The 20,316-nt window shown below is 67.6% G+C and carries 22 protein-coding genes; 10 read left to right on the plus strand and 12 right to left on the minus strand.

Translation table 11 applies throughout. The annotated features are described in order from the left end of the window. Positions 1 to 50 precede the first annotated feature (50 nt). Positions 51 to 815 carry a hypothetical protein gene (locus VGC56_RS05785; RefSeq protein ID WP_464123854.1) on the plus strand — a complete coding sequence of 255 codons (765 nt, stop codon included), beginning with the start codon at positions 51 to 53 and terminating at the stop codon, positions 813 to 815. Positions 816 to 900: 85 nt separating this feature from the next. Here the strand turns inward: VGC56_RS05785 and dnaN are convergent, their stop codons facing one another. Beyond that, positions 901 to 2,013 carry a DNA polymerase III subunit beta gene (gene dnaN, locus VGC56_RS05790; RefSeq protein WP_464123856.1) on the minus strand — a complete coding sequence of 371 codons (1,113 nt, stop codon included), beginning with the start codon at positions 2,011 to 2,013 and terminating at the stop codon, positions 901 to 903. A 149-nt stretch (positions 2,014 to 2,162) separates the two neighbouring features. Next, positions 2,163 to 2,753, minus strand: coding sequence for an outer membrane protein (locus tag VGC56_RS05795; protein ID WP_464123858.1), 591 nt, complete (start codon positions 2,751 to 2,753; stop codon positions 2,163 to 2,165). Between the two features lie 170 nt (positions 2,754 to 2,923). Here VGC56_RS05795 and VGC56_RS05800 point away from each other — a divergent pair, with 170 nt between their 5' ends. The 3 genes from VGC56_RS05800 to VGC56_RS05810 all read left to right on the plus strand — a co-directional run bounded on the left by VGC56_RS05800 (position 2,924) and on the right by VGC56_RS05810 (position 5,931). After that, complete coding sequence (locus VGC56_RS05800; protein ID WP_464123860.1) at positions 2,924 to 3,373, plus strand: invasion associated locus B family protein; 450 nt, start codon at positions 2,924 to 2,926, stop codon at positions 3,371 to 3,373. Positions 3,374 to 3,444: 71 nt separating this feature from the next. Then, positions 3,445 to 4,629, plus strand: coding sequence for a dual-specificity RNA methyltransferase RlmN (gene rlmN, locus VGC56_RS05805; RefSeq protein WP_464123929.1), 1,185 nt, complete (start codon positions 3,445 to 3,447; stop codon positions 4,627 to 4,629). A 75-nt stretch (positions 4,630 to 4,704) separates the two neighbouring features. Further along, complete coding sequence (locus VGC56_RS05810; protein ID WP_464123861.1) at positions 4,705 to 5,931, plus strand: class I SAM-dependent methyltransferase; 1,227 nt, start codon at positions 4,705 to 4,707, stop codon at positions 5,929 to 5,931. Positions 5,932 to 5,973: 42 nt separating this feature from the next. On the opposite strand, the gene VGC56_RS05815 is transcribed toward VGC56_RS05810, so the two are convergent. Beyond that, positions 5,974 to 6,480: an EF-hand domain-containing protein gene (locus tag VGC56_RS05815; RefSeq protein ID WP_464123862.1), complete on the minus strand. Its 507-nt coding sequence runs from the start codon at positions 6,478 to 6,480 to the stop codon at positions 5,974 to 5,976. A 107-nt stretch (positions 6,481 to 6,587) separates the two neighbouring features. On the opposite strand from VGC56_RS05815, the gene VGC56_RS05820 reads away from it, so the two are divergent. Together VGC56_RS05820 and VGC56_RS05825 are read left to right on the plus strand one after the other, a co-directional pair. Beyond that, positions 6,588 to 8,201 carry a hypothetical protein gene (locus VGC56_RS05820; RefSeq protein ID WP_464123864.1) on the plus strand — a complete coding sequence of 538 codons (1,614 nt, stop codon included), beginning with the start codon at positions 6,588 to 6,590 and terminating at the stop codon, positions 8,199 to 8,201. Beyond that, positions 8,198 to 9,268, plus strand: a complete 1,071-nt coding sequence (locus tag VGC56_RS05825; RefSeq protein WP_464123866.1) for a glycosyltransferase family 2 protein — start codon at positions 8,198 to 8,200, stop codon at positions 9,266 to 9,268. The genes VGC56_RS05820 and VGC56_RS05825 overlap by 4 nt, the downstream gene beginning before the upstream one ends. On the opposite strand, the gene VGC56_RS05830 is transcribed toward VGC56_RS05825, so the two are convergent. Together VGC56_RS05830 and VGC56_RS05835 are read right to left on the minus strand one after the other, a co-directional pair. Continuing rightward, on the minus strand, positions 9,202 to 9,930 hold the full coding sequence (locus VGC56_RS05830) for a class I SAM-dependent methyltransferase (RefSeq protein ID WP_464123868.1): 729 nt from the start codon (positions 9,928 to 9,930) through the stop codon (positions 9,202 to 9,204). The genes VGC56_RS05825 and VGC56_RS05830 overlap by 67 nt on opposite strands. Positions 9,931 to 9,955: 25 nt before the next feature. Beyond that, positions 9,956 to 10,357: a GtrA family protein gene (locus VGC56_RS05835; protein WP_464123869.1), complete on the minus strand. Its 402-nt coding sequence runs from the start codon at positions 10,355 to 10,357 to the stop codon at positions 9,956 to 9,958. Between the two features lie 354 nt (positions 10,358 to 10,711). Here VGC56_RS05835 and VGC56_RS05840 point away from each other — a divergent pair, with 354 nt between their 5' ends. Beyond that, the gene (locus tag VGC56_RS05840; protein WP_464123871.1) at positions 10,712 to 12,502 is read left to right on the plus strand and encodes an AcrB/AcrD/AcrF family protein; all 1,791 of its coding nucleotides are present in this window, start codon (positions 10,712 to 10,714) and stop codon (positions 12,500 to 12,502) included. On the opposite strand, the gene VGC56_RS05845 is transcribed toward VGC56_RS05840, so the two are convergent. Genes VGC56_RS05845 through VGC56_RS05855 form a run of 3 tightly spaced genes read right to left on the minus strand, consistent with a single transcriptional unit; the run spans position 12,492 to position 14,331 of the window. Then, positions 12,492 to 13,115 carry a MarC family protein gene (locus tag VGC56_RS05845; RefSeq protein WP_464123872.1) on the minus strand — a complete coding sequence of 208 codons (624 nt, stop codon included), beginning with the start codon at positions 13,113 to 13,115 and terminating at the stop codon, positions 12,492 to 12,494. The genes VGC56_RS05840 and VGC56_RS05845 overlap by 11 nt on opposite strands. Further along, positions 13,112 to 13,999: a bifunctional methylenetetrahydrofolate dehydrogenase/methenyltetrahydrofolate cyclohydrolase FolD gene (gene folD, locus VGC56_RS05850; protein ID WP_464123874.1), complete on the minus strand. Its 888-nt coding sequence runs from the start codon at positions 13,997 to 13,999 to the stop codon at positions 13,112 to 13,114. Before folD ends, VGC56_RS05845 begins: the two co-directional genes overlap by 4 nt. Then, complete coding sequence (locus VGC56_RS05855) at positions 13,996 to 14,331, minus strand: YggT family protein (protein ID WP_464123875.1); 336 nt, start codon at positions 14,329 to 14,331, stop codon at positions 13,996 to 13,998. The genes folD and VGC56_RS05855 overlap by 4 nt, the downstream gene beginning before the upstream one ends. A 98-nt stretch (positions 14,332 to 14,429) precedes the next feature. Between VGC56_RS05855 and VGC56_RS05860 the strand changes: the two genes are divergently transcribed. From VGC56_RS05860 to VGC56_RS05870, 3 genes are all read left to right on the plus strand, one after another. Beyond that, complete coding sequence (locus VGC56_RS05860) at positions 14,430 to 15,461, plus strand: DUF1176 domain-containing protein (protein ID WP_464123877.1); 1,032 nt, start codon at positions 14,430 to 14,432, stop codon at positions 15,459 to 15,461. A gap of 78 nt (positions 15,462 to 15,539) precedes the next feature. Then, on the plus strand, positions 15,540 to 15,968 hold the full coding sequence (locus tag VGC56_RS05865; RefSeq protein ID WP_464123879.1) for a hypothetical protein: 429 nt from the start codon (positions 15,540 to 15,542) through the stop codon (positions 15,966 to 15,968). A gap of 64 nt (positions 15,969 to 16,032) precedes the next feature. Continuing rightward, positions 16,033 to 16,464, plus strand: a complete 432-nt coding sequence (locus tag VGC56_RS05870; protein ID WP_464123881.1) for a hypothetical protein — start codon at positions 16,033 to 16,035, stop codon at positions 16,462 to 16,464. Positions 16,465 to 16,792: 328 nt separating this feature from the next. On the opposite strand, the gene VGC56_RS05875 is transcribed toward VGC56_RS05870, so the two are convergent. From VGC56_RS05875 to VGC56_RS05890, 4 genes are read right to left on the minus strand one after another with little or no spacing between them, the layout of a single operon-like run. Beyond that, entirely contained in the window at positions 16,793 to 17,899 is a 1,107-nt protein-coding gene (locus VGC56_RS05875; protein ID WP_464123883.1) for an inositol-3-phosphate synthase, read from the minus strand. Beyond that, positions 17,899 to 18,810 (minus strand): beta-xylosidase, encoded by a 912-nt coding sequence (locus VGC56_RS05880; RefSeq protein WP_464123885.1) that lies wholly within the window; start codon positions 18,808 to 18,810, stop codon positions 17,899 to 17,901. Before VGC56_RS05880 ends, VGC56_RS05875 begins: the two co-directional genes overlap by 1 nt. Positions 18,811 to 18,831: 21 nt before the next feature. Continuing rightward, on the minus strand, positions 18,832 to 19,614 hold the full coding sequence (locus tag VGC56_RS05885) for a TIGR04290 family methyltransferase (RefSeq protein WP_464123888.1): 783 nt from the start codon (positions 19,612 to 19,614) through the stop codon (positions 18,832 to 18,834). After that, complete coding sequence (locus VGC56_RS05890) at positions 19,611 to 20,210, minus strand: histidine phosphatase family protein (RefSeq protein ID WP_464123890.1); 600 nt, start codon at positions 20,208 to 20,210, stop codon at positions 19,611 to 19,613. The genes VGC56_RS05885 and VGC56_RS05890 overlap by 4 nt, the downstream gene beginning before the upstream one ends. Between the last annotated feature and the right edge of the window lie 106 nt (positions 20,211 to 20,316).

Here is a 20,316-nt window from a genome sequence, read left to right on the forward strand (position 1 = left end):
CATGCGGGCGACATGATAGGATTGCGCCTGCTCGCGGATGGGGGATGCGGATGCGCTTCAAGGAAATCGCGGCGGCCGGGGCCGCGATGCTGCTCGGCTCACCGGCGCTCGCCGACATAACCGCACATTACGTCATGCCCGGTGGAATCGGCCGGCTCACCATCGATGCCACGGGAAAAAAGGGCACGTCGGTCACCGAAGACAAGGTGCCGGCGACGCCGCCGCGCCCCGCCATTACCGTGGAAATCAACGACCTTGGCGATACGCGCCTCAGTCGGGGCAACGAGCAGGCGCTCCTGACGCTGGGCGGCGTCACCTATCTCATAGAGTCCGACCTCGCGGGAACCTTCGCCGTCCGTGAAGACGATTGGGCCGCCGTCCAGTTCGAGCCTCTTGGCGCGATTGCCAAGGACAACCAGCAGCCACACGACCCGACGCGCTACGTGCTCGTCTCCAAGGGCAGCGAGACGGTGGCCGGCCGCACGGGCACGCTCTGGGCGCTCCGCAGTACCGGAAAGGCCGGTGACACTTTCGACGCGGTCCTCAGTGCCGATCCGGATCTCGCGCCCGTCGGCCGGGCGATCGCGGCCCAGTTCGCGCTGTCCTCGCGCATGATGAAGCTGATGTTGGGCTCCATTCCCGAGTTCATGGCGAAAACGGAGGAGATGCTCGGCAAGGGCGCCGTCATCCGCCTATCAAGAATGCTCCTCCTCGATGGCGTCAGCCATGATCCGATCCCGGCGAGCGAATTCGCGTTGCCGGCGGTCGTGCTGACGAAGGACCAATATGCGGCCCGGGCAAAGAGCGCGCGCTGAACCGGTTCCAGGGTTCGGTCCTTGCCCGCTTCGCCGCTTTTACCCTCGACGCGGAAACGCTCGGGTCGCGATCAGCCGACCGGGCTCACACCCGCATCGGCATCAGCACGTAGAGCGCCGCGGCCTTGTCGTTTTCGCGCAGCAGCGTCGGCGCGGCGGCGTCGGCGAGGTGCATTTCGACGACGTCGCCCTCGATCTGGCCGAGGATGTCGAGAAGGTAACGGGCGTTGAAGCCGATCTCGATGCCGTCCGCACTGTAATCGCCGGAGACCTCCTCGGCGGCGGTGCCGTTCTCGGGGCTGGTCACGGACAGCGTGACGCGGTCGCGATCGAGCGTGAGCTTGACCGCGCGGGTCTTCTCGCTGGCGATCGTCGAGACGCGGTCGACGCCTTCCTCGAAGCTGCGCGGGTCGATCCTGAGCAGCTTGTCGTTGGCGGTCGGGATGACGCGGCTATAGTCCGGGAAGGTGCCGTCGATCAGCTTCGAGGTGAGGATGGCGTTGCCGAGGCCGAAGCGCACCTTGGTCTCGGACAGCGACACGCCGACGGTGCCGTCGACCTCGTCGAGAAGCTTCCTCAGCTCCGCGACGCATTTGCGCGGGATGATCACGTCCGGCATCCCCTCGGCCCCCGCGGGGCGGGCGACGGTGACGCGGGCGAGGCGATGGCCGTCCGTCGCGGCGGCCTTCAGCACCGGCTGCGCCTCGTCCGAGACGTGGAGGAAGATCCCGTTCAGATAATAGCGCGTCTCTTCGGTGGAGATGGCGAAGCGGGTCTTGTCGATGATCTGCCGGAGCGTCGCGGCGGGCAGCTCGAAGCGGGTCGGCAGGTCGCCTTCCGCGATCACCGGGAAATCGTCGCGCGGCAGGGTGGCGAGGTTGAAGCGGGCACGGCCGGCATTGACCTGCATCTTGCCCTCGGCGGCGTTCAATTCGACCTGGCTCCCTTCCGGAAGCTTGCGGACGATGTCGAACAGGGTGTGGGCCGAGACGGTGGTGGCGCCCGGCTGGGTGACATTGGCCTCCACCGTATCGTTGATCTGGAGGTCGAGGTCGGTCGCCATCAGCTTCAGCCCGCCATCCTCCTGCGCCTCGATGAGGACGTTGGACAGGATGGGGATCGTGTTTCGGCGCTCCACCACGGACTGGACGTGGCCGAGGCTCCTCAGCAGCGTGGCCCGTTCGATCGTCGCTCTCATCATAACCCCCGGAAGTGGCACTTACCCCGACTCTTAAAGCCGGTTGCGCCCCCTCGCTAGGGGATTGTCGCGGCGCACGAAAAAAGGGCCGGAGCGTCGCCGCCCCGGCCCCTCGTCTCGGATCGAAGCGGTGCTTCGATCTGCAATGATCAGAAGCGGAAGCCGAAGCCGACGACCGCCTGATGCTTGTCGATGTTGCCCGAATAGGTGGAGTAGCGATACTCCGCCTTCACGAAGGTGCGGGTGCCGACCGACTGCTCGACGCCGCCGCCGATGCGCCAGCCATCCTTGTTGGCGCCGAGGTTGAAGTTGTTCACCCCGGTGGCGCCGTCGGTGTAGGTCAGGCGAACGCGGGCGTTGGTGTAGCCGCCCTTGGCGTAGAGCAGGGTGCGGCCGCCGACGACGGCACCGATGCGGCCGCCGATATAGAGGTCGCGGCCGAGCTTGGCGCAGAGACGGTCGCCGGTGACGCTGACGCTGGTCGCGCACTGGTCGGTGGTCGACCCCGCGGCCTCGCCCTCGACGCCGAGAACGAGTCCGCCCGTCTGGATGTCGTAGCCGACGCCGGCGCCGTAGAGGACGCCGTCCGCATGATCGCCCGGGACCTTCAGGCGGTCCCAGCCGACGAGACCTTCGACGCGGAAGCCCGTATAGGGCGTGGGATTGTCGGTGCCCGGCTGCGCCATGGCCGGCGCAGCGATGCTACCGGCGACAAGGGCGGCGAGGATGTACTTACGCATTGTATTCAGCTCCCTACTCGTAATGGGTTTCGCGATGTGTGCGGCCCAGCGCGGGGCTGTGTAAAATGTTTCATGAACGTCAGATAAACAACTGAATCCGTTGCAAAGAAGCAACATTGGGGAAAGCTGAACCTGTGTTAAACGGACGCATTCTTCTCCTTTCAGCTCTGATGGTTGCGGCACCCGCCGCGGCCGAGAAACAGGCGCTGGGAATTTTTTCTTCGTGGGGCGCCTTTCGCGACGGCAGCCATTGCTGGGCGGTGGCGGAACCGGACGGCGCCGTGCGGCGCAGCGGCGGACGCGCGTCGGCATCGGTCGGCTGGTGGACGGGCGGCGGGCCGCGCGGCCAGCTGAGCTTTCGCCTGGCGCGGCCGAAGCGGCAGGGCTCGGCGGTGCTGCTCCGCGTCGACGAGCGCCTGTTCCAGCTGATCGGCGGCGGCGACACGGCATGGGCACAGGATGCCCGCGCCGACGCCGACATCGTCGCGGCAATGCGCACCGGGGTGCAAATGACCCTCGAGACCCGGGCGGAGAACGGAGCGTCCCTGCGCGACACCTATCCCCTGCGCGGCGCCGCCACCGCCATCGACGCGGCGGCGATCGGGTGCGCGCGCGGCTAGTTTGGCGGAGCGTCCGGCCTCTGGCAAAATCCCTCTTAAACGCCTACATGGGCGGCCTCATGACAGCTCAGATGCCCATCCCCGGTCACATCGACCCGGTGCCCGTGCCGCGCGCGCCGTCGCTCCGCGAGGATGGGCGGACGGATCTCGTCGGCCTCTCCAGGGACGAAATGCGTGAAGCCCTGATCGAAGCGGGGCTGGAGCCCAGGCAGGCCAAGCTTCGCGCCAAGCAGATCTGGCACCAGATCTACAATCGCGGCGCCACCGGCTTCGAAGCGATGAGCGACATCGCCAAGGCGCAGAAGCCGTGGTTCGAGGAACGCTTCGTCATCGGCCGGCCCGAGGTGGTCGTCCAGCAGGTCTCCACCGACGGCACCCGCAAGTGGCTCTTGAAGACCCCGGACGGCCACGATTTCGAGATGGTCTTCATCCCCGATGCTGACCGCGGGACCTTGTGCGTGTCGAGCCAGGTGGGCTGCACCTTGAACTGCCGCTTCTGCCACACCGGGACGATGCGGCTGGTGCGCAATTTGAATGCGGGCGAGATCGTCGGCCAAGTCATGCTGGCCCGCGACGCGCTTGGCGAATGGCCGTCGCAGCCCGAGGGGCGGATGCTCTCCAACATCGTCATGATGGGGATGGGCGAGCCGCTCTACAATTTCGAGAATGTCCGCGATGCGCTGAAGATCGTCATGGACGGCGACGGGCTCGGCCTGTCGCGCCGCCGCATCACCCTCTCGACCTCCGGCGTCGTGCCGATGATGGCGCGCGCGGGCGACGAGATCGGCGTCAACCTCGCCGTCTCGCTCCACGCGGTGACCAAGGAGGTGCGCGACGAGATCGTCCCCCTCAACCGCAAATATGGCATCGAGGAACTGCTCGCCGCCTGCGCCGCTTATCCCGGGGCCAACAATGCCCGGCGCATCACGTTCGAATATGTGATGCTGAAGGACAAGAATGACAGCGACGAGGACGCGCGCGAACTGGTCCGGCTGATCAAAAAGTACAAGCTGCCGGCCAAGGTGAACCTCATCCCGTTCAACCCCTGGCCCGGCGCGGCCTACGAATGCTCGGAGGAGGAGCGGGTGCGGCGCTTTTCCGACATCATCTTCGACGCCGGCATCTCCGCCCCGATCCGCCGCCCCCGCGGCCGCGACATCATGGCGGCCTGCGGACAATTGAAGTCCGCCGCCGAGAAGAAGAGCCGCGCCGAACTGGACCGCATCGCCGAGGAGAAGCAGGCGGCGCTCGCCTGACCTGCGGTGGGCGGGGCTTGACCGCCGCCGCCGACCTCCGCTTCACTCCCCCCGCAACAGGGGGAGACGAAGCGCATGTGGCTGCTCGACAAGATGCTCGCCGGCTATGTCAAGAAGGGCGAGCTCACGATCATCGACCATAAGGGAAAGACCTACCGCTACGGCCGGCCGGACGCGGAGTTCAAGCCGGTCACGGTGCGCATCGCCGACGGCAAGGTGGTGCGGCAGATCGCCAGCGATCCCGGCCTCGGCGCCGCGGAAGCCTATATGGACGGGCGGCTGATCGTCGAGAACGGCGACATCCTCGACCTCGTCAACATCATCCGCGGCAGCCACAAATGGGAGGACAGCGCGGGCTCCAACAAATTCCTGAAGAAAGGCGGCAAGCTCCGCCACGCGCTCAGCCAGCTCAACTGGCGGCCGCAATCGCTGAGGAACGTCGCCCACCATTACGACATCGGCAACGATTTCTACCGGCTCTTCCTCGATACCGACCTGCAATATAGCTGCGCCTATTTCACCGATCCGGCCAATCCGATCGACCAGGCGCAGCTCGACAAGAAGACCCACGTCGCCTCGAAGCTGATGCTGAAACCGGGCATGCGGGTCCTCGACATCGGCTGCGGCTGGGGCGGGCTGGCGCTCTACCTCAACCGAAATTGCGACGTCGACGTGCTCGGCGTCACCCTCTCGAAGGAGCAGCTCGCGGTCGCGCGCCAGCGGGCGGCGGAGGCCGGCGTCTCGGACCGGGTGCAATTCGAGCTGCTCGATTATCGCGACGTCACGGGCAGCTTCGACCGGATCGTCTCGGTGGGCATGTTCGAGCATCTCGGCCAGCCTTTCTTCGAGACCTATTTCCGCAAGGTACGCGCGCTGCTCGCCGACGACGGCGTGGCGCTAATCCACACGATGTGCCGGCTCGGCGGCCCGGGCACGACGGACAAGTTCATGCAGAAATACATTTTCCCCGGCGGCTACCTCCCCGCCCTTTCGGAGATCGTCGCGGCGAGCGAGCAGGCGAAGCTGATCATGGCCGATTGCGAGACGTGGCGGCTCCACTACGTCTACACGATTCGGGAATGGTACGACCGCTACCGGGCCCACAAGGCGGAGATCGTCGCCATGTACGACGAGCGCTTCTACCGGCTGTGGCAATTCTATCTGGCGGTGTCGCTCACCATGTTCCGCGACGCGCCGATGGGCGTCTATCAGCTCCAGTATCTGAAGCGCCGCGAGGCCACCCCGATCCTGCGCGACTACATGCTCGCCGACGAAGCGAAGCTACGCGCCGTCGCAACCTGAGGCACAAGGGCCGGCGCGGCAACCGCCCCGGCCCTCCTCGCGCTATTGCCGGTCGCCGCCGCCCTGGCGGGCGGCGCGGAAGGCTTCGCGGGCGGCCTGGCGCTCTTCCGGCGTGATGACGCCGTCATGATTGGTGTCGAAGCGATCGAAGATCCCCATCGCGAACGCATTGACCTCGGCGAGCGACACCTTGCCGTCGTGGTTGGTATCCATCTCGTCGAAGCCGCGGCCGCCGAAGCGGGCGAACATATTGCCGCCGCCGCGGAAGCCGCCGCGTCCCGCGCCGGCGCCGGGCGCACCCTCGGGCCGCGGCGGGCGGCCCGCCTCGGCCTCGTCGCGGGTGACGAAGCCGTCATGGTTGGCATCGAGGCGGGCGAAGTTCGCCTGCACCTGCGTCTGGACCTCGGCGCGGGTGACCGCGCGCATCGGCGGACCGGCGGGAGCGGGCAGTGTCGTGTTGGGGACCGGCGGGAGGACGGGCTTCATCGGCTGGGCCACTGCAGGGAAGGCAGCGGCCGCGGCGAGGGCGGCGAGGACGATCTTGTGCATCGGCGAAACACTCCTGGTGTCGAGAGACGGCAGGGCAATCCCGCCCAATTCCCGCATGGCCGTTACGGCTCAGCGACTGTACTGCGCTTGAACGCGCGCGTCAGCCTGTGGCAAGGCTGCAGCAACTGGCGGGAACGGACACGACGGCTTTGGACAGAAGAGGGGCGCCTTGGTGGGAGCATCGCTGGGGCGTCGCCGCCCTCGCCTTGCTCGCCACGTTGCCCCTGCTGTGGCCGACCATCCCGCCGCTGGTCGACCTGCCCGGCCATATGGGGCGCTTCCGGGTCGAGCTCGACCTCGCATCCGATCCCACACTCCAGCAATTCTACTCGTTCCGCTGGTCGGTGATCGGCAATCTCGGCGTCGACCTCCTGATCGTGCCGATGGCGAAGATCTTCGGGCTGGAGCTCGCCACCAAGCTCATCGTCCTGTCGATCCCGCCGATGACGGTCGCCGGCTTCCTGTGGGTGGCGCGCGAGGTGCACGGGCGGGTGCCGCCGACGGCCCTGTTCGCCATCCCCTTCGCCTACGGTCACCCGTTCATCTTCGGCTTCCTCAACTTCTCGCTGTCGATGGCCTTCGCGCTCCTCGCCTTCGCCTTCTGGCTGAGGCTGGCGCGGCTCGGCCATCCGCTGATGCGCGCGGCGATCTTTGTGCCGCTCTCGATCATCATCTGGTTCACTCACACGTTCGGCTGGGGGACATTAGGGGTGATGGCCTTCTCGGCAGAGCTGGTGCGCCAGTTCGACAAGGGGCGCAGCCTCGTCCACTCGGCTTTGCGCTCGGCCTGGCACTGCCTGTCGCTGGCGCCGCCGATCCTGCTCATGCTGTTGTGGCGCAGCGGCCACCATGTCGGCGGCGAGACGGGCGACTGGTTCAACTGGCAGGCCAAGTACCTCTGGCTGGTCCAGGCGCTGCGCGACCGCTGGTTCATGTTCGACCTGCTGTCGCTGATCGCCGTTCTGCTGGTCATCGCCGGCGGCATCCGCAGCCCGCGCCTCGGCTTCTCGCGCAACCTCGCGGCGTCCGCGCTCTTCCTCCTCTTGGTCTACATCCTGCTGCCGCGGATCATCTTCGGATCTGCCTATGCCGACATGCGGCTCGTCCCGTACCTCATCGCCATCGGCCTCATCGCCATCCGCCTGAAGGAGGATGCCGGCCCCCGCTTCGCCCGGATGCTGGCGATTGCGGCAATCTCGTTCGTGGTGATCCGGATCGGCGGGAATACTTTGAGCTTCTGGATGTACGACCAGACCTACAAGCGCGAACTGGCCGCGGTCGACCATATCCCCGAGCATGCGCGGGTGGTGGCCTTCGTCCAGGTGCGGTGCCGGCAGCCTTGGGGAATGACGCGGATCGAGCATCTCCCGGCCATCGCCTTGGTCCGCAAGCATGCTTATTCCAACGACCAGTGGCAGATGCCGGGCGGGCAGCTGCTCAGCAGCCGGCTGCTCGGCGGCGGCGGGTGGCGCTACGATCCCGCCCAGCAGGTGACCAAGGAGCCGTGCAGCGGCGAATATTGGCGGACCATCGACGAGGCGATGCGCGGCTTCCCGCGGCAGGTGTTCGACTACGTCTGGCTGATCGAGCCCCCGCAGTTCGATCCGGCCCTTGCGCGGGGCCTCACACCCATCTGGCGGGACGGCGCGAGCGTGCTCTATAGGGTCGTCGACCGCACGCCCCCCGACCAGCCGGTGGCCGTCCCCGAAGAGGAAGAATGATGCCCGCCGCCGCGCCCGCGCTGTCGCCCCCCGCTTTGTCGCCCCCCGCCTTGTCCGTGGTAATCCCCTGCTACAATGAGGAAGCGTGCCTGGGTGAGCTCCACCGGCGCGTCGGCGCGGCGGCGCGGCAGGTGGCGGGCGAAAGCTACGAGATCGTGCTCGTCAACGACGGCTCGCGCGACGGCAGCTGGGCCATGATGCGCAGCCTCGCCGACGCCGATCCGCACCTCGTCGCCATCAATCTGTCGCGCAACCACGGCCACCAGCTGGCGCTGACGGCTGGACTGGATCTGTGCCGCGGCGAGCGCATCCTGATCATCGACGCCGACCTCCAGGACCCGCCGGAGCTGCTCCCCGCCATGGTGGCGGAGATGGAGGGGCAGAAAGCCGACGTCGTCTATGCGGTGCGCCGCGCCCGCGCCGGCGAGACGGCGTTCAAGCTCGCCACCGCCAAGCTCTTCTACCGCGGCCTCTCCAAGCTCGCGGAGATCGAGATCCCGCGCGACACCGGCGACTTCCGGCTGATGAGCCGCCGCGCGCTCGACGCCCTCCTGAGCCTCCCCGAGCAGGCGCGCTTCATTCGCGGCATGGTCGCCTGGGTCGGTTTCCGCCAGGTGCCGATCGTCTACGACCGCGCCGAGCGCCATGCCGGCACGACCAAATATCCCTTGTCGAAGATGGTCCGCTTCGCTCTCGACGCGGTGACCGGCTTCTCGACCGCCCCCTTGCGCTTCGCCAGCCATTTCGGCCTGTGGCTGGTCGCCGCCTCGGTGCTGCTCCTCATCTACATCGCGGTCGGCTTTCTCTCCGGCACCGCCATCCAGGGCTGGACCTCGCTGATGCTGGTCGTGGTGGTGCTCGGCGCCGTGCAGATGTTCGTGCTGGGCATGATCGGCGAATATCTCGGCCGGCTCTACATCGAGGCGAAGCGGCGGCCGCTCTACATCGTCTCCGACATTGCCGGCCACACCGGGGCGCACGGGCGCCTCGGCCATGTCGCTCACGAAGCGGAGGCGATGGCCGCCAGCGACACTCCGGGCGGGAACGGAAGCCTGCCGATCGCATAGCGTTCGAGGCCGAACAGCGTCTCGAACAGCGCGTTCACCGCCTTGGGCGGCATCGCGTCGCCGCTGCCTTCCTTGCCCGCCAGCCGCGACGCCACCCGCGCCATCGCCGCCACCGGGAACAGCACCGAGTTGAAGTAGGTCAGTTCCTCGAGCTTGAGCCCCGCATCGGCGACCACCGCCCTCAGCGTCTTCTTCGTGTAGCGGCGCTTGTGGTGGTTGGCGACGTCGTGGCTGCTCCACATCCAGGGGTGGGCGGGAACGGTGAGGAGGATCCGGCCGTTCGGCCGCAGCCGCTCGCTGATGCTGATCAGGGCCTCCCGGTCCGCCTCGACATGCTCCAGCACGTCGAGCAGGGCGACGAGGTCGTAGCTGCGCTCCGGCACGCCGGCGAGGGCGGGGAGCGGCGCGTCGTGGACGGCGTGGCCGAGGCGGCTGGAGGCAAGGGCGCGGGCGACAGGATCGATCTCCACCGCGTCGACCCGCCCGAAGCGGCCGAGCATCGGCAGGTTATGCCCGGTGCCGCAGCCGATCTCGAGGATGCGCGGCTCCGTGGGAAGCGGTACCTTGCGGCGGATCAGCTCGGCCAGAATGTCGCGGCGGGCGACGTACCACCAGTGGCGGCTGTCGAGCTCCGCCATGCGGTCGTAGATGATGCGTTCCATCAGCGGGCCATGAACGGCGCGGCCATCAGGCGAATACCCACCAGCGGTTGAGCCCGAAGGTCACTGGCGGCGTCACCAGCACCGCCGGGACGAGCGGCCACCAGGGCGGCCCGCCGAGATGCCTGGTAAGGTACCAGGTGAAGCCGAGGTTGAGCAGGAAGCCCAGCGACTGGACGAGCACGAATTGCATCTTTGTGCGCGCCGATCTTTCGTCCTTGCCATGGCCTTTGAAGCTCCATCTGCTGTGCAGGGGATAGCCGATCAGCACCGCCACGCCAAAGGCGATGGGTACGGCGAGCATCGGCGCCATCACGAACTGCGCCAGCGGCCAGTAGACGGCCGCGTAGACGAAGGTCGAGAACAGCCCGACCGCGCCGAAGCGGATCATCTGCCCCAGCACGATGCGCAGGTGCGCCATGTCGTTCATTCCAGCGCGTTCCTCGCCCGCCTCGCTTGCCCTTTGACCGCCAGCGATTAGGGCCTGCACTCAGCCCCGGCAATGGCCTGGATCGTCCGGAAAGGCTCGCCGGCAAGGAACGCCGCGCAGACGCGGACCTGACGGTCCGCGCAAGCAAGCGACGCGGTCCGGCGAGCCTTTCCGGACGACCCCGCAGGGGCGGGCGTCTTTTCGCCCGGCGCGGCCTCGCTCGTCGGTCACGATGGTCAGCCATCGCTCCCTCCTCGCTCCTTGCGCAGGACGAAAATCCCCTCCGTCCAGGCCGTTGCCGGGGCTGAGTGCAGGCCCTAAGGCGGGGGCACGGGGATCGAAAGGGCGAAAGGGATGGAGGGGCTCGCGCGGCTCGAGAGGCATTGGCGCTGGTGGGTGGCCGTGATCTGGCTGGCCGGCGTCGCCCTCCTGATGTGGGACAAGTGGCGGCTGATCCACGGCTTCGCCCTCCCTGACACGGACGACAATATCCGCATCATGCAGGTCCGCGCCTGGCTCTCCGGCCAGGGCTGGTATGACTTGCGGCAATATCGCCTGAACCCGCCCTACGGCGCCGACATTCACTGGTCGCGGCTCGTCGACCTGCCGATCGCCGGCATCAAGCTCGCCCTCGCGCCCTTCATCGGCGGCGCCGAGGCGGAGCGGGCGGCGGTGGCGATCGCGCCGGTCCTGCCGATGGGCGTCGCAATGGCGGCGCTGGCGGCGACGGTGCGGCGGATGCTCGGGCCGCTCGCCTTTCTCCTCGCCCTTGCCGTTTTGCTCTGCGCGCCCTCGCTCAAGGGCATGTGGTCGCCGCTCAGGATCGACCATCATGGCTGGCAGCTCGCCTTCCTCGCCGTCTCCTGCTCGGCGCTGACCGACCCTAACCGCGCCCGCGGTGGGCTCACGCTGGGCCTGTCGACGGCGCTGTCGATCGTCATCGGGCTGGAGATGCTCCCTTATCTCGCCTTGCTGGGCGCGGCGGCGGTGCTGCTCTGGGTGTGGGACGGCGGCGCGGAGGAAAGGCGGCGGCTGATCGCTTATGGCGGCACGCTGGCCGGCGGCATCGCGCTCGGCTTCCTCCTCTTCGCCTCCTACGCCAACCGCGCGCCGGTCTGCGATGCGCTGTCGCCGGTCTGGCTCTCCGCCTTGGTCGCGGCGGGCGCGATCGCCGTGGTTCTGGGCTTCATCAGCCCCGCCAACGCCTGGCTGCGCCTCGGCTGCGCGGCCCTGGGCGGGGCGCTGCTCGGCGCCGCCTTCGTGCATTTCTGGCCGAACTGCCTGGGGCGGCTCGAAAATGTCGATCCGGAGGCCAATTACCTGTGGCTCCGGAACGTGCTCGAGGCGCGGCCGATCTACCGCCACGGCACCGACGTCATCTTCGCCGTCTGCACCATCCCCGTCATCGGCCTCCTCGGCTACCTCCTGATGTTCGCGAAGCACCGCGGCGACGGCCCGGCGCTACGCCTGTGGCTCGCCCTCGCCGCCCCGGCTTTCCTCGCCGCGAGCCTGCTGCTGTGGCAGAGCCGCGCCGGTCCCGCCGCGCAGCTCCTCGCCCTTCCCGGCGCCACCGCTTTGGGCTGGGTCGCCATCCCCTGGTTCTGGAACAGCCGCTTCATGCTGGTGCGGGTGCTCGGTGTCGTCGGCGTCTTCCTGCTCATCTCGGGGACGGCGGTCGACAATGTCGTCAACTGGTGGCCCAAGCCGCACCGCAACCCGGCCAACAAGGCGGTCGACAAGGCCAACGGCCTCTGCCCGAGCCTGTGGGCGATGCACCCGATCGCCTTGGTGCCGAAAGGCTACGTGCTCACCCATGTCGACCTTGGCCCGAGGCTGATCGCCGTCACCCACCACGACGCCGTCGCCGGCCCCTATCACCGCAACGGCCGCGACATCGCCGAGGTGATGAAGTCGTTCCGCAACTCGGCCGATTACGCAAAGTCGGTCATCGACCGGCGCCACATCGACTACGTGCTGCTCTGCCCCGGCATCTCGGAATCGACCATCTACGCCTCCGAGGCGCCGGGCGGCTTCTACATGCAGCTGATGCGCGGACAGGTTCCGAAATGGCTGGCGCCGGTGACGCTGCCGACGGATTCGCCGTTCCGGATGTGGCGGGTGGTGAATCCGGGCCCTAAACCTTGAACGCGATCATCACCCCGTCGATGACGAACTGAGCGGCGAGCGCGGCGAGGATGACGCCGAGTAGCCGGGTCAGCATTGCCTCCAGCCTGCGGCCGAGCAGGCGCATGATGAAGGCGGCGCCGAGCAGCGAAATCAGGGTGAGGACGAGGACCGCGCCGATCGCGGCAAGAACGATCAGCGATCCCTCCCACCCGTCGCTGCGCGCCATCAGCAGCATCGCCGAGGCGATCGAGCCCGGCCCCGCGATCATCGGGATGCCCATCGGGAAGACCGAGATATCGTTATGCTCGGGGTCGGCGTTCACTTCCTCGGCCCGGTTCTCGCGGCGCTGGGTGCGGCGCTCGAACACCATGTCGAGGGCGATGATGAACATCATGATGCCGCCCGAGATGCGGAAGGCGGCGAGGCTGATGCCCAGCGCGTGGAGCAATTTGTAGCCGAGCACGCCGAAGAACAGGAGGATGCCGCCGGCGACCAAAGTCGAGCGCAGCGCCATCCCCCGCCGCTGCGCCGGCGTCGCCTCGCGCGTCAGGCCGGCGAAGATCGGCGCGCAGCCCGGCGGATCGATGACCACGAAGAAGGTGACGAACGCGGACACAAAGGCTTCGATCACAGCCCGGCGGGCTCCGGCAGTCCTTCGCGGGCGTGGGCGGCGGCGAGGGTGTTGCGCAGGAGCACGGCGATGGTCATCGGGCCGACGCCGCCGGGGACGGGGGTGATTGCGGCGGCGACGGCGCGCGCTTCGTCGAAAGCGACGTCGCCGAGCAGCTTCGTCTTGCCCTCGCCGGCGTCGATCCGGTTCATGCCGACGTCGATCACCGTCGCGCCGGGCTTCAGCCAATCGCCGCGGATCAGCTCCGCGCGGCCGACGGCGGCGACGAGGATGTCGGCGCGGCGCACGACTTCGGGCAGGTTGCGGGTGCGGCTGTGGGCGAGGGTCACGGTGCAATTCTCCTTGAGGAGGAGCTGCGCCATCGGCTTGCCGACGATGTTCGAGCGGCCGACCACCACCGCCTCCAGCCCGGAGAGATCGCCGAGCCGGTCCTTCAAAAGCATGAGGCAGCCGAGTGGGGTGCAGGAGACGAGGCCTTCCTCGCCGACCGCGAGCTTGCCGGCGTTGACGACGTGGAAGCCGTCGACGTCCTTGGCGGGATCGATCGCGTCGATCACCGCCTTGTCGTCGATCCCGGCCGGGAGCGGGAGTTGGACGAGGATCCCGTCGACACGGTCGTCGCCGTTCATTTCTTCGACCAGCGAGAGCAATTCCGCCTCGGTGGCCGTGTCGGGCAGGCGATGCTCGAAGCTGGCCATGCCCGCGGCGAGGGTCGCCTTGTTCTTGGAGCGCACGTAGATCTCACTCGCCGGGTCCTCGCCGACGAGGACCACGGCCAGCCCGGGCACGCGCCCCGTGCCCTCCGTGAAGGCAGGCACCGCCTCCGCCACCCGCGCCCGCAGGCGCTCCGCGAAAGCGCGGCCGTCGATGATCTCGGCGCTCATGCAGGCGGCGCCGCAACCTGCACCGTCGCGGGCGCCGACGGGGCCAGCAGCGGGCGGAAAATCTCCGGTACGACGATGCTGCTGAGGATGTAGATGAGCAGCAGAACGATCATCGGCGAGAAATCGAGCCCGCCGAAATCGGGAAGGATCTTGCGGATCGGCCGGTAGAGCGGCTCCGTCATCCGGTCGAGCGCGCGCAGGAAGCTGCGCACCCCCGAATTGTAGGTGTTGATGACGTTGAAGGCGATCAGCCAGCTGAGGATCGCCTGGATGATGATCACCCACCAGGCGATGTTGAGCAGCAGCTCGATAATCCGAAACAGCGCGTACATAATCTCTCCACCACCCGCTGCCCGCCATGTAGGGGGCAGCGCCGAGTGCGGCAATGGCGAGGCTGGCGCGCGCGTGCGGAGGCGATTACGCTCGCGGTATGATCCTGCCGCTCCTCCTCGCCGCCGCGGCCGCCGGGACCGCCCCGCACCCTTCCGAGCTCAAGCTGTTCAAGGATTGGGCCGTCGGCTGCGACAATGTCCGCGCCTGCGAGGCGGTCGCGCTGCTCCACGACCAGGCGGCCGACGACGGGCTGACGATGAGCCTCGCGCGCGGCGCGGCGCCGGGCGCGGCCGTGCGCATCGTCCTCGGGCCGCCACTCGGCGGGTCGGACGGGAAGACCGGGGTCGCCGCGCTGGCGGTGGACGGCAAGCGCCTCCCGGGGCGGCTCACGGAAGGGGAGGCGGGCACAATGGTGGACGCGGCCGGCACGGCAGCGCTCCTGGCCGCGCTGCGCACCGGCACCAGGCTCGAGGCGCTCGGCGCCGACGGCAAGAGCCTCGGCACCATCTCGCTCGCCGGGGCGAGCGCCGCCTTGCTCTACATGGACGACCGGCAGCAGCGGGTCGGCACCGTTACCGCTCTGGGCCGCCCCGGGCCGAAGGCGGCGAGCGCCGTACCGCCGGCCCCGCCGGCGCCGGAGATCGTCGTCCCGGCGCCGAGCTCGAAGCCGCCGCGCCGGATACCGCTCGCCGTGGCGGACGCGCTGCGAAAGAAGGCCTGCGATGGCGGCGAGCCCGGCGATCGTCAGCCGGCGGAGGTCTACCGGCTCGACGCGACGCATACGCTCGCCCTCATCCCCGACCATTGCGACAGCGGCGCCTACAATGCCGCGAGCCTCCTCTACGTTGCCGGCGAGACGGGGCCGTGGCAGCCGGCGCCGGACGACCTTCCGGGCAAGAAGGACGCACATGGCGATGATCCCCCTCTGGTCTTCAATGCCGAGTGGGACCCGAAGGGCGGCACGCTGGACATGTTCATGAAGGGCCGCGGCATCGGGGATTGCGGCACCCGCCAGAGCTTCGCCTGGGACGGCACCCGCTTCCGCCTCATCGCCCAGGCGCAGATGGACGAATGCCGCGGCTCGATCGACTGGATCCCGACTTGGCGCGCCCGGCCGGTGCGGCGCTAGGAGGCCGACCGCAACGCGATTGAGCGGGGCCTCGCAAAGGCGTACATTCCACCCGCGCAACGACATGGGAGGGGGATCATGGAAGACGCAGCGAAGCCGGCGGTGCCGGTCTGGTTCTGGGCGGTGGCGGTGCTCGCCCTCTTGTGGGAGGCGATGGGCTGCTTCTCCTACCTCGGCGAGGTCGGCATGGCCGGCGCGGCGATGGCCAAACATCCCCCGGCGCAGGACGCCGTCTGGCGGACGATGCCGGTCTGGGCGTGGTGCGCCTTCGCGATTGCCGTCTGGGTTGGGCTCTGCGGCGCCTTGCTGATGCTGGCGCGGATGCGGCTCGCCCGCGCCGCCTTCGTCGTCTCGCTGATCGCGGTGATCGTCCAGTTCGGCTGGGCCTTTCTCATGGCCGATTCGAGCAAGCTCGGGCCGCCGATCATGCCAGCAATCATCGTGGCGATCGGCGTCTTCCTCGTCTGGTTCTCTGGCATGGCCGCCCACCGCGGCTGGATCCGCTGAGCCCGTTCATTTTCCGCTCAGCTGCGTCGCGCATGATGCCGGCGGCAATGGAAGGAGTAAGCGTATGTTGAAGGCAATCGTCCTTGGCCTCACCGCCGTCGCGGCTGTCGCCACGGTGCCGACGGCGGCCGAGGCCCGCCACCACCATTACCGGCCTTATTACGGCGGCTACGGCTATGGGGCGGGCTATGGCGGCGGCTATTACAACCGCGGTTATTACGCGCCGCGCTATTACGCCCCCGCTTATTACGGCCCCGCTTATTACGGCCCCACCTATTACGGCCGCTCCTATTACGCGCCGCGCTACGGCTACCGCTCGCGCTGCCACAGCGGCACGACGGGCGCGATCGTCGGCGGAGTCGCCGGCGCCTTGCTCGGCCGGGAAATCTCCCGCGGCGGCCATTACGGCTACCGTCGCCACGGCGGCACAACCGGCGCCATCGTCGGCGGCGCCGCGGGCGCTTTGCTCGGCCGTGAAATCGGCCGCAGCTGCTGAATCTTGCCTCCCCATCCGCAGGATGGGGAGGGGGGTGTAGGCGGGTCGGCAGTCCGGGGGACTGCCGAGAGCCGGAACCGGCTGCGCAGCAGCCGTCGGCAAAGCTGGTGGAGGGGTGACCGACGCCTGACGCAGAGGATCGCGCGCTGGACACTCTGAGTCCGCGCCTTGTCACCCCTCCACCACACTTGGTGTGGTCCCCCTCCCCACGGAGCTGCCGCTCCGCAGGGAGGCATAAGAAAAAAAAGCCCCTCCACCCAGACCGGGAGGAGGGGCTTTCACATTCATTCAGCCCCCGGCTCGAAGTACCATTTCGAGCCGATGCGTCTTATCCGCGGATGAAGGCCTCGAGCTGCTCGTAGGCTTCGTCGTCGGTGATCTGCCTGGGCGGATGCTTGCAGAAATAGGCGGCGGCCGGATAGATCGGCCCGGACATGCCGCGCTCCTTGGCGACCTTGGCGCAGCGGATCATGTCGATGGCGACGCCGGCCGAGTTGGGGCTGTCCTCGACCGAGAGGCGAAGCTCGATGTTCATCGGCACGCCGCCGAACATCTCGCCCTCCATCCTCAAGAAGCAGACCTTGTTGTCGTTCTGCCACGCGACATAGTCGCTCGGCCCGACATGGATGTTCTCGTCGTCGAGCCGATGCTCGGCGACCGACTGCACCGCCTCGGTCTTGGAGACCTTCTTGGACGCGAGCCGGCTCTTGTTCGACATGTTGAGGAAGTCGGTGTTGCCGCCGGTGTTGAGCTGATAGGTCCGGGCGAGCTTGACGCCGCGTTTGTGGAACAGGTCGGTCAGCACGCGGTGGACGATCGTCGCGCCCAATTGCGCCTTGATGTCGTCGCCGATGATCGGCACGCCGGCCTTGCGGAAACGCTCCGCCCAGGCTTCGTTCGAGGCGATGAACACCGGGATGTTGTTGACGAACGCCACGCCCGCTTCGAGCGCGCATTCGGCGTAGAATTCGGTCGCCTGCTGGCTGCCCACCGGAAGGTAGTTCAGGAGAACGTCGGTCTCCGTCTCCCTAAGCCGCCGCACCACGTCGTCCTTGGTCGGCTCGGCGGCGTCGGAGAGGAGGAAGGTGCGGTCGTCCGGGAATTCCGCCATGTGGTCGGAATAGCCGTCGAGGATCTTGCCCATCTCCACGGTCGCGCCGCTTTCGGGCACGTGGTCGCAGAAGATGGCGGTGCAATTGGGCTTCTCGAAGATCGCCGCGCCGACATCCTTGCCGACCTTGCGGCGATCGACGTCCCAGGCCGCGACGACCTTGATGTCGATCGGCCGGTAGCCGCCGAGGTCCCAGTGCATGAGGCCGATCTGTTCGTTCGCACCCCCGTTCTGGTAATAAGCGAGGCCCTGGACGAGCGAGCTGGCGCAGTTGCCCACGCCGACGATGGCAACGTTGATGCCCTTCGGATCATGGAGGCTCATCAGGCGACGGCCTTCTGCTGCTGGCCAAGGGCCTGTTGGGGGGCGTAGCGCTCGATCATGCGGGCGCAGAAGTCGGCGAAGTACATGGGATCCTTCGGGGGGCTGGTGTGGTGGGGCGCAACGCCCTCTGATTCAGGCGTGAAGCAGAAAGTGACGGTAGTTTCAAATTCTTCCAGCTTTTCCATTTGCCGGTCGAACCAGGATTCCCACCCCGGACGGTAGCTGTCGGCCCAGGAAAGGCCGGTGCGCAAGTGGGTTACGCCGAGGCGGCGCAGCCACTGGACAGCGTCGTCGAGGCGCGGATCCTCGAAATGGAACCACTGCATGATGCCCATCGCGGGCGTGTGCCTCTGAAAATGGTCGAGCGCAAGCTTGGGCGTGCCGTCCTCGCGGATCAAGCCCATGTAAAAATGGCGGTAATAGCTTGAGCCCTCGGCTTCCCGGTGGCGGGTGGTGGCGCCCCAGCTGTGGGGAAGGTCGAACAAAGAGTACCAGAAGATGCGCGGCACCCGGCCGACCAGCAGCTCGGCGGTGCGGTCGACTCCGAACACCTGGACTTCCTCGGCACCGAAGCTGCCGACGCCCACTTCCGTCACCCATATGTCATGATCGGGCGCTACCGCTTCGATCTCGGCGATCTTGTCCGGCCAGGCGTCGATCGGCCACAGATTCCAGTCGAGAGGAAAGCCGTGGACGGCGAGCACGTCGACATGGTCGAGGACGCCCTGGCCATCGAGCCGGCGAATGAAATGCGGGTCGATGGGCGAGATGCCGCCGAGCACGCGCCGGACGTCCGGGTTGACGCTGCGGATCGCCTTGGCGGCCTGGGTGACGGTGTCGCCGAAAATCGTCCACTCGGGGTCGATCTCCGGGTCCCAATGCGATTTGTTATTGGGTTCGTTCCAGATCATCGCCGCTTCGATGGACAAATCTCACCCCTTCGCCGGATAGGCCGCGCCCGCGCCCCATTGCCCATAGGGCATTTCGGCGCGGCGGCAAATGTAGACCTCGTCCTCAGCCCTGGTCTCGATCGTGAAGCCCGACGCGCGCAGCATCGCCTCGGCGCAGGCGCGGTTCGGCACCCACCAATTGGTCCAGTCGTGGGCATATTCGCGCTCGATGAAATACATTTTCGGCCAGGCGCTCTCGCGGAACATCTCCGTCTCCTCGAACGGATAATCCTCGGCGATCTCCATCACCTGGTTGGAACCGCGCTGCATCGACTGGAAGAGCAGCATGTCGCCGGCGACATGTTCGTGGATGAGGTCGAGGGCGAGGAGGGGGTGTCGCAAATGGTAGAGGACGCCCATGAAGATCACGAGGTCGAACTTTTCGCCGAGCGCCGCCACGTCGTAGACGGAGAGGTTCCTGAACTCGATATTGGCATAGCCCAGCGTCTCGGCGGCGAAGCGGGCCTGGGCGAGATAATGGTCGTCGCTGTCGATGCCGACGACCCGCTCGGCCCCCCTCCGCTTCATCTCCATCGAGTAGAAGCCGGCGTTGCAGCCGATATCGAGGACGCTCTTGCCCGTGAGATTGGCCGGAAGGTGCGTCTCGAAGCGGCGGAACTTCATGTTGGGATAGTCGCCGAGGAAATGGTCCGGCGCCGTCCATACTCCGCCCAGGTCGATATTGTGGAACCACGGCCCCAGCGCTTCGATCCTCGCCCGCAGCGGCTCTTGGTCGGAATGGATGCTTCGTGCGGCAAGATTCATTGATAGAGCCTCTCGTTCAGGGTCATGATGCGCGCGCCCCAGCTGCCGAGCGCGAGGCGCGTGACGGACGCGGGGTCGATGTCGAAGCGGAGCATGTTGCCGAGCGGCAGGCCGAGATAATGGGCAACCGCGCCGCGGATGATGTCGCCGTGGGTGATGACGGCCACCGCCTCGCCTTTATGCTCGGCGGCGATTGCGAGGAGCGCGGCGGCGGTGCGCTTGACCGCCTCGGCCATGCTCTCCCCGCCGGGCGGCCGCGCCGTCTCGCGCGACTCGTTCCAGTCGTTCCAGGCCGGGTCGCCCTCGAGGTCGTTGAAGGCGACGCCGGTCCAGTCGCCGAAATCGATCTCGTCGAGGTCATCGACGATGCCGACCTCCAGTTCGTGCGCCTCGGCGATCGAGCGGGCGGTGTAATAGGCCCGCTCGCGCGGCGACGAATAGACCGCCGTCAGGGGCTCCACCGCTAGGAGGTCGGCGACGATCTCGGCCTGCTCCAGCCCCTCGCCGCTCAGCGCCACGTCGCGGCGCCGCCCGCTCAGGGTGCGGCCGAGCTCAACATGCGCCGCGTGCCGGATGAGGAGGAGGGTGGCTGTCACTGGAGGATCGATACCGTTCTGGAACGATTGGGGCGCGCGGTGAACCGCTGGCGCAAGGGTCGGTTCCTTGCTCCGGGCCGAGCCCGCGGCGGGTAAATTGATCGAG

The organism is Allosphingosinicella sp., assembly GCF_036403745.1.
Lineage (GTDB): Bacteria > Pseudomonadota > Alphaproteobacteria > Sphingomonadales > Sphingomonadaceae > Allosphingosinicella.